The following is a 6,000-nucleotide window of genomic DNA, read 5'->3' as shown; positions in this document are numbered from 1 at the left end:
CCCAGGCGCCTGGGGCCTCCCGGGTTTTTTAAGATGGAAACATGGACCTCCTCAGGCTCCTCACCCTTTACTACGAAGAGCGCCCCGACCCCCAAAACCCCCTCCAGCAGGTGGCCTTCGGCACCAGCGGCCACAGGGGCACAAGCCTCAAGGGCACCTTTACCGAGGCCCACGTGCTGGCCATCGCCCAGGCCATCGCCGACCTCCGGGCCTCCTTTGGAGCCACCGGACCCCTCTTCCTGGCCAAGGACACCCACGCCCTCTCCGAACCTGCCTGGGCCACGGCCCTTACCGTCCTCGCCGCCAACGGCATAGAGGTGCGCCTCGAGGAGGGCTACACCCCCACCCCCCTGGTTTCCCTGGCCATCCTGGAGCACAACGCCCAGCACCCCGCCAAAGCGGATGGCATCCTCCTCACCCCCAGCCACAACCCCCCCGAGGACGGGGGGCTCAAGTACAACCCCCCTACCGGCGGCCCCGCCGACACCCGCATCACCAAGGCCATTGAGGAAAGGGCCAACGCCCTCCTTGCAGAAGGGCTAAAGGGAGTGAAGCGCCTTCCCCTTCGGGAGGCCCTGAAAAGGACCAAGCCCTTTGACTACGTGGGGCTTTATGTGGAGAAGATCCGGGAGGCCGTGGACCTCGAGGCCATCCGGGTTTCCAGCCTGCGCCTGGGGGTGGATCCTTTGGGAGGAGCGAGCCTAAGGGTCTGGGAGCGGCTTGCCGAGGCCTACCGGCTAAACCTCGAGGTGGTCAACCCCACCGTAGACCCCACCTTCCGCTTCATGCCCAAGGACCACGACGGCAAGATCCGCATGGACTGCTCAAGCCCCTACGCCATGGCGGGCCTTCTGGCGCTGAAGGACCGCTTTGACCTGGCCATCGGCAACGATCCCGACGCCGACCGCCACGGCATCGTCACCAGGAAGGGCCTCATGAACCCCAACCACTACCTGGCGTCCGCCGTCTTTCACCTCTACACCACCCGCACCTGGCCGGGGGCCAAGGTGGGCAAGACCGCGGTGACCAGCGCCCTTCTGGACCGGGTGGCCAAGGCCTTGGGACGGGAGGTTTACGAAACCCCCGTGGGCTTCAAGTACTTCGTGGACGGGCTCCTGGAAGGCTGGCTGGGATTCGGCGGGGAGGAAAGCGCCGGGGCCAGCTTCCTGCGCTTCGACGGCAGGCCCTTTTCCACCGATAAGGACGGCATCCTCCTGGGGCTTTTGGCAGCGGAGATCCTGGCCAAGCGGGAAAAGGGGCCCGACGAGCTCTACGAGGAGCTGGCCGAGCACCTGGGCCGGCCCCATTACGCCCGCAAGGACCTCCCTATCTCCCCCGAGGCCAAGGCCAGGCTGGCCCGCCTTTCCCCCGAAGATGTAAAGGAAAAGGAGCTGGCAGGGGAGCCCATCCTGGCCATCCTCACCCGGGCTCCCGGAAACGGGGAGCCCCTAGGGGGCCTCAAGGTGGTGACGAAAAACGCCTGGTTCGCCGCCCGCCCGAGCGGTACCGAGGACGTGGCTAAGGTGTACGCGGAAAGCTTCAAGGGGGAAGGGCACCTAAAGGAGGTCCTCGAGGCCGCCCTGGCCCTGGTGGCAAAGACCCTGGGCTGAGTACCTAGCCCTTTACCGCCCCGGCGGTAAGCCCCGCCACGATCCGCTGCTGGAAGATGAGCACCAGCACCACCAGGGGCACGGTGACCACCACGCTGGCCGCCATGATGGAACCCCAGGGGATCTCAAAGGGCGTGGCCCCCCCAAAGCTGGCGATGGCTGGAGGCACCGTCTTCACCTTGTCCCCCACGGTGAAGGTGAGGGCGAAGAGGTACTCGTTCCAGGCGGCGATGAAGGCGAGAAGCCCCGTGGTCACCAGACCCGGGCCCGTAAGGGGAAGCATGATGCGCACCAGGGTCTGCAAGGGCGTGGCCCCATCCACATAGGCCGCCTCCTCCAGCTCCCGGGGCAGACCCTTGAAGTAGCCCACCAGGACCCATACGGTAAACGGCAGGGTGAAAAGAAGGTAGCTGAGGATAAGGCCCAAATGGGTGTTGAAAAGCCCCGCCTGGCGGAGCAGCATAAAAAGCCCCCCCAACACCGCGATCTGGGGGAACATGGTCATGGCCAGCACCAGGTAGAGCACAGCATTTCTTGGAGGGAAAGGCAACCTGCCCAAAGCGTAGGCGGCCAGCACCCCGAGGAACAGGGAAAGAAGGGTGGCCCCGCCGGCCACCACCACGGAGTTCAGAAGATTGCGGCCAAAGTTGGCCTGAAGAAACACGTTCCTGTAGTGGTCCAGGGTGAAGGGTAGCGGGAGAAAGCTGGGGTTGCTGGCAAAAAGGGCATCGGAGGGCTTGAAGCTGGAAATCACCGCCCAGTAAAAGGGGAAGACGCTGTACACCACCACGAAGGCCACCAGCAGGTAAAAAAGGAGACGATTTCCCAAACGAAGCCAGGTCCTCATCGCAAGGCCTCCCTACCCAGGGTGCGCATATAGACCACCACGAAGAGGAAGATAAGGAGCAGAATGGCCACGCTTATGGCCGACCCATAACCCAGGTCCTGGAAGTCGATCAGGGTCTGGCGGTTGTACACGGCCAGGGTACGGGTGGCGGGGTTCACCCCGCTCATGACGAAGATGACGTCGAACACCCTCAAGGCATCCAGGGTGCGGAAGATGAGGGCCACCACCAGGGCGGGGGTGAGGAGGGGGAGGGTAATGGTCCAGAACTGTTGCCACCGGGTGGCCCCGTCAATGCTGGCCGCCTCGTAAAGTTCCTCGGGAATCAGCTGGAGGCCGGCCAGCAGGAGAAGGGCCATGAAGGGCGTGGTCTTCCACACGTCCACGGCGATGATAGCGGGCAGGACCAGCTCGGGCCGGGCCAGAAAGGCCACCTTTTGCGACAGGATGCCCAGCTTCACCCCCAGGATGTTGATCACCCCGTAGACATCGTGGAGCATCCACTGCCACATCTTGGCGGAAACCACCGTGGGAATGGCCCAGGGAATCAGGATGGCGGTGCGCACCAACCCCCGGCCCTTGAAGTTGGAATGGATGACCAGGGCGATGGCCAAGCCCAGAAGGGTTTCCAGGCTCACGGAGATTACAGTGAACTTCACCGTGTTCCATAGGGCCTGGCGGAAGTCGGGGTCCTGCAGGAGGTAAAGATAGTTCTTGAAGCCCACAAACTCCGGGGGCTCCACGAAGGCGATATCCGCCCGGAAAAAGGACCAGTAAAAGACCTGGGCCAAAGGGTATCCCGCCACCAGCACCACCACCAAAAGGGTAGGCAGGACCAAGGCCCAGGCCAAGCGGACCTGTCGTTGTGTCAGCATGCCTAGAGGATAAACCCCGGGGGGTGGTCCCCCGGGGTGGAAGGAAGGCTAGCGCAGGATGCGGCGCAAGCGGCCCTCGAGGTCCCGCACCGCCGCTTCCCCGGTCTTCTTTCCGGTGAGGACGCTGTGCACCTCGGTCCAGATGGCCTCGGACACCTGGTTGTACCTGGCCCCGGCCACATCGGAGGGCCTGGAAACCGCATTCTGGAAGACGGGAAGGAGGTCGCGGAACCAGGGGTTCCTGGCCAGGACATCCCGGTCGGTGTAGAGGGCCGGACGGGTGGGCAGGCGGGAAAGCCGGACGGCGTTGTCCTTCTGCACCTCGTAGGAGGCCAGGTACCGCACCAGGTCGGCGGACTCCTTGGGATAGCGGCTGTAGGCGGAAACCATGAGCTGCCACCCCCCCAGGGTGGCGGCGTTGGGGGCATCGGCTCCGCCCTTGGGAAGCACCGTGACCCCGAACTTGCCGCGGATGGGGCTTCCCTCCGCCTGGCCAAGGGCGTAGGCGTAGGGCCAGTTGCGCATGAAGAGGCTATTGCCCTGCTGCCACACGTTCCTCGCCTCCTCCTCGGCATAGCTGGTGACCCCCGAGGGGGCGATGGTACCCACAAAGCGGCGCACGGTGTTCAGGGCCAGGGCCGCACGGCCGTTGTTGATGCTGATGGTGCCATCGGGCTCTATGATGCGCCCGCCCCTATGGGAGTAGATCCATTCCAGAGCGTCGCAGGTAAGGCCCTCATAAGCCTTGCCCTGGAACACGAAACCCCAGAAGTCACGGTTGCCTGCCTTGCGCTCGCCCTCCATAACCTTCTGGGCCATCTGCTCCAGCTCGGCCCAGGTGCGGGGTGGGTTCTTGAAGCCGTATTTGTCCAGAAGGTCTTTGCGGTAGTAGAGGATGCCCGCATCGGTAAAGAAGGGAATGGAGGTGAGCTTTCCCCGGATGGTGTTGTTCTGGACAATGCGGGGGAAGAACTCCTTAAGCTCGTTATCCGAGAAGTACTGTTTAAGGTCAGCGGCATGGGGGGCCACGATGCCCGGCCAGATGACGTCGATCATGTACACGTCCACATCCGGGCTCTTGGCCGCCCAGTACTGCTGGTAGAGGGCCAGGCGATCGTTGGTGTCCGCAGGGGAGTCGATGTACTCCACCCGGGTGCCCGTCTTCTTGCCCCAGGCCTCCACCATCTCCTTCATCCAACGGCCGCCCTCGCCCACCGCGGTGGAATCCCCGGCCACGCGGATGACCGGGCCCGCCTGGGCCCGCACCAAAGCCGACCCCCAAAGGACGCTGGCCGCCAATCCAACCCCTGTCTTCTTGAGAAACTCCCTCCGCCTCATATCAACCTCCGTGGAAGCTTTTCCAGGGGGATTTTAAACCCGGTTCACCCCACCTGTCAAGCCCAGGGGGAAGCTGGTCTCTCAGGGAGGTTCTCCCTATACCATGCCCGTAATCTCTTTTGGGGTGGGGTGATTCCAAACCGAAGCCCCGGGGGGATTCCCCCGGGGCGGCTACCTTGAGGAACCTTAGACGGCAGGGAAGGCGAAGCTTTCGTAACCCAGCTCCGCCACGGCAAACCAGCGGTACTGCTCCTCCCGGAACTTCTTCCAGGCAGTGTATACCTTGCGGTAAGTGGCGTCCTTGGCCGCCTCCTCCTCGTACCAGTCAAAGGCCGCCTTCTGGGCCGCCTTCATCACATCAGCGGGCCACTTGCGCAACCGCACCCCCGCCTTGATGAGCCGCTGGAGGGCAGGGGGGTTCACCTGGTCGTACTTGGCCATCATGGCCAGGTTGGCCTCGGCGGCCGCCACCTCGAGGGCCTGCTGGTATTCCTTGGGAAGCTTCTGCCACTCCTTCAGGTTGATGTAGAAGGAAAGCTGGGGCCCAGGCTCATGCCAACCAGGGTAGTAGTAGTACTTGGCCACCTTGTAGAAGCCCAGCTTCTCGTCGTCGTAGGGTCCCACCCACTCGGCGGCATCCACCACACCCCGCTCCAAAGCCGGGTAGATGTCCCCACCCGCCAGCACCTGGGGCACCACCCCAAGCCGGCTCATCACCTGGCCGCCAGGGCCGGGAATGCGCATCTTGAGCCCCTTGAGGTCCGCCACACTCTTGACCTCCTTGCGGAACCAGCCCCCCATCTGGACCCCGGTGTTGCCGCCGGGGAACTGGATGATGCCGAAGTCCGCAAAGATTGGACGGAAGAGCTCAATCCCTCCCCCGTAGTACATCCAGGCGTTCTGCTGGCGGGCGGTGAGGCCAAAGGGTACCGCGGTGTCAAAAGCGAAAACCGCTGCCTTGCCCACGAAGTAATAGCTGGCGGTGTGGCCCATCTCAACCGTACCCTGCTGCACGGCATCCATCACCTGGAGCCCGGGCACGATCTCCCCTGCCTGGTAAGGGCGGATCTGGAAGCGGCCGCCGGTGAGGGCGGAAACCCGCTCCGCCAGCACCTCCGCCGCCCCATAGATGGTGTCCAGGCTCTTGGGGAAGCTAGAAGCCAGCCGCCACCTCACGCTGGGCTGGGCCTGGGCGAATACCGGGCCAAAAGCTGCGCTGGCTGCTACGCCGATACCTGCCTTCTTTAAGAAGTCACGCCGCTTCATTGTCGACCTCCTTAGCGGTCCGGGGGGATTATACCCCACCTGGGGGTGGAAAGCGCAAGTCCCTTTG

At 63.8% G+C, this 6,000-nt stretch carries 5 protein-coding genes; 1 reads left to right on the top strand and 4 read right to left on the bottom strand.

Annotated elements, in window-relative coordinates; translation table 11 throughout:
* The first annotated feature begins 41 nt into the window (after nt 1–41).
* Nucleotides 42–1,610 carry a phosphoglucomutase gene (locus AC27GT_RS11900; RefSeq protein ID WP_487224200.1) on the top strand — a complete coding sequence of 523 codons (1,569 nt, stop codon included), beginning with the start codon at nt 42–44 and terminating at the stop codon, nt 1,608–1,610.
* Nucleotides 1,611–1,614: 4 nt separating this feature from the next.
* Here AC27GT_RS11900 and AC27GT_RS11895 read toward each other — a convergent pair whose 3' ends face one another.
* The 4 genes from AC27GT_RS11895 to AC27GT_RS11880 form a co-directional block, all read right to left on the bottom strand.
* The gene (locus AC27GT_RS11895) at nt 1,615–2,457 is read right to left on the bottom strand and encodes a carbohydrate ABC transporter permease (protein ID WP_487224199.1); all 843 of its coding nucleotides are present in this window, start codon (nt 2,455–2,457) and stop codon (nt 1,615–1,617) included.
* Nucleotides 2,454–3,329 (bottom strand): carbohydrate ABC transporter permease, encoded by an 876-nt coding sequence (locus AC27GT_RS11890; protein ID WP_015716077.1) that lies wholly within the window; start codon nt 3,327–3,329, stop codon nt 2,454–2,456. Before AC27GT_RS11890 ends, AC27GT_RS11895 begins: the two co-directional genes overlap by 4 nt.
* A gap of 48 nt (nt 3,330–3,377) precedes the next feature.
* Complete coding sequence (locus AC27GT_RS11885; RefSeq protein ID WP_487224198.1) at nt 3,378–4,667, bottom strand: ABC transporter substrate-binding protein; 1,290 nt, start codon at nt 4,665–4,667, stop codon at nt 3,378–3,380.
* A gap of 186 nt (nt 4,668–4,853) precedes the next feature.
* Nucleotides 4,854–5,933: a TRAP transporter substrate-binding protein gene (locus AC27GT_RS11880; RefSeq protein WP_015716075.1), complete on the bottom strand. Its 1,080-nt coding sequence runs from the start codon at nt 5,931–5,933 to the stop codon at nt 4,854–4,856.
* Nucleotides 5,934–6,000: the final 67 nt, after the last annotated feature.

This window comes from Thermus sp. KWY1 (genome assembly GCF_057547025.1).
Note: the sequence above shows the minus strand (reverse complement) of the source record. Positions and strands in the feature narration are given on the sequence as shown.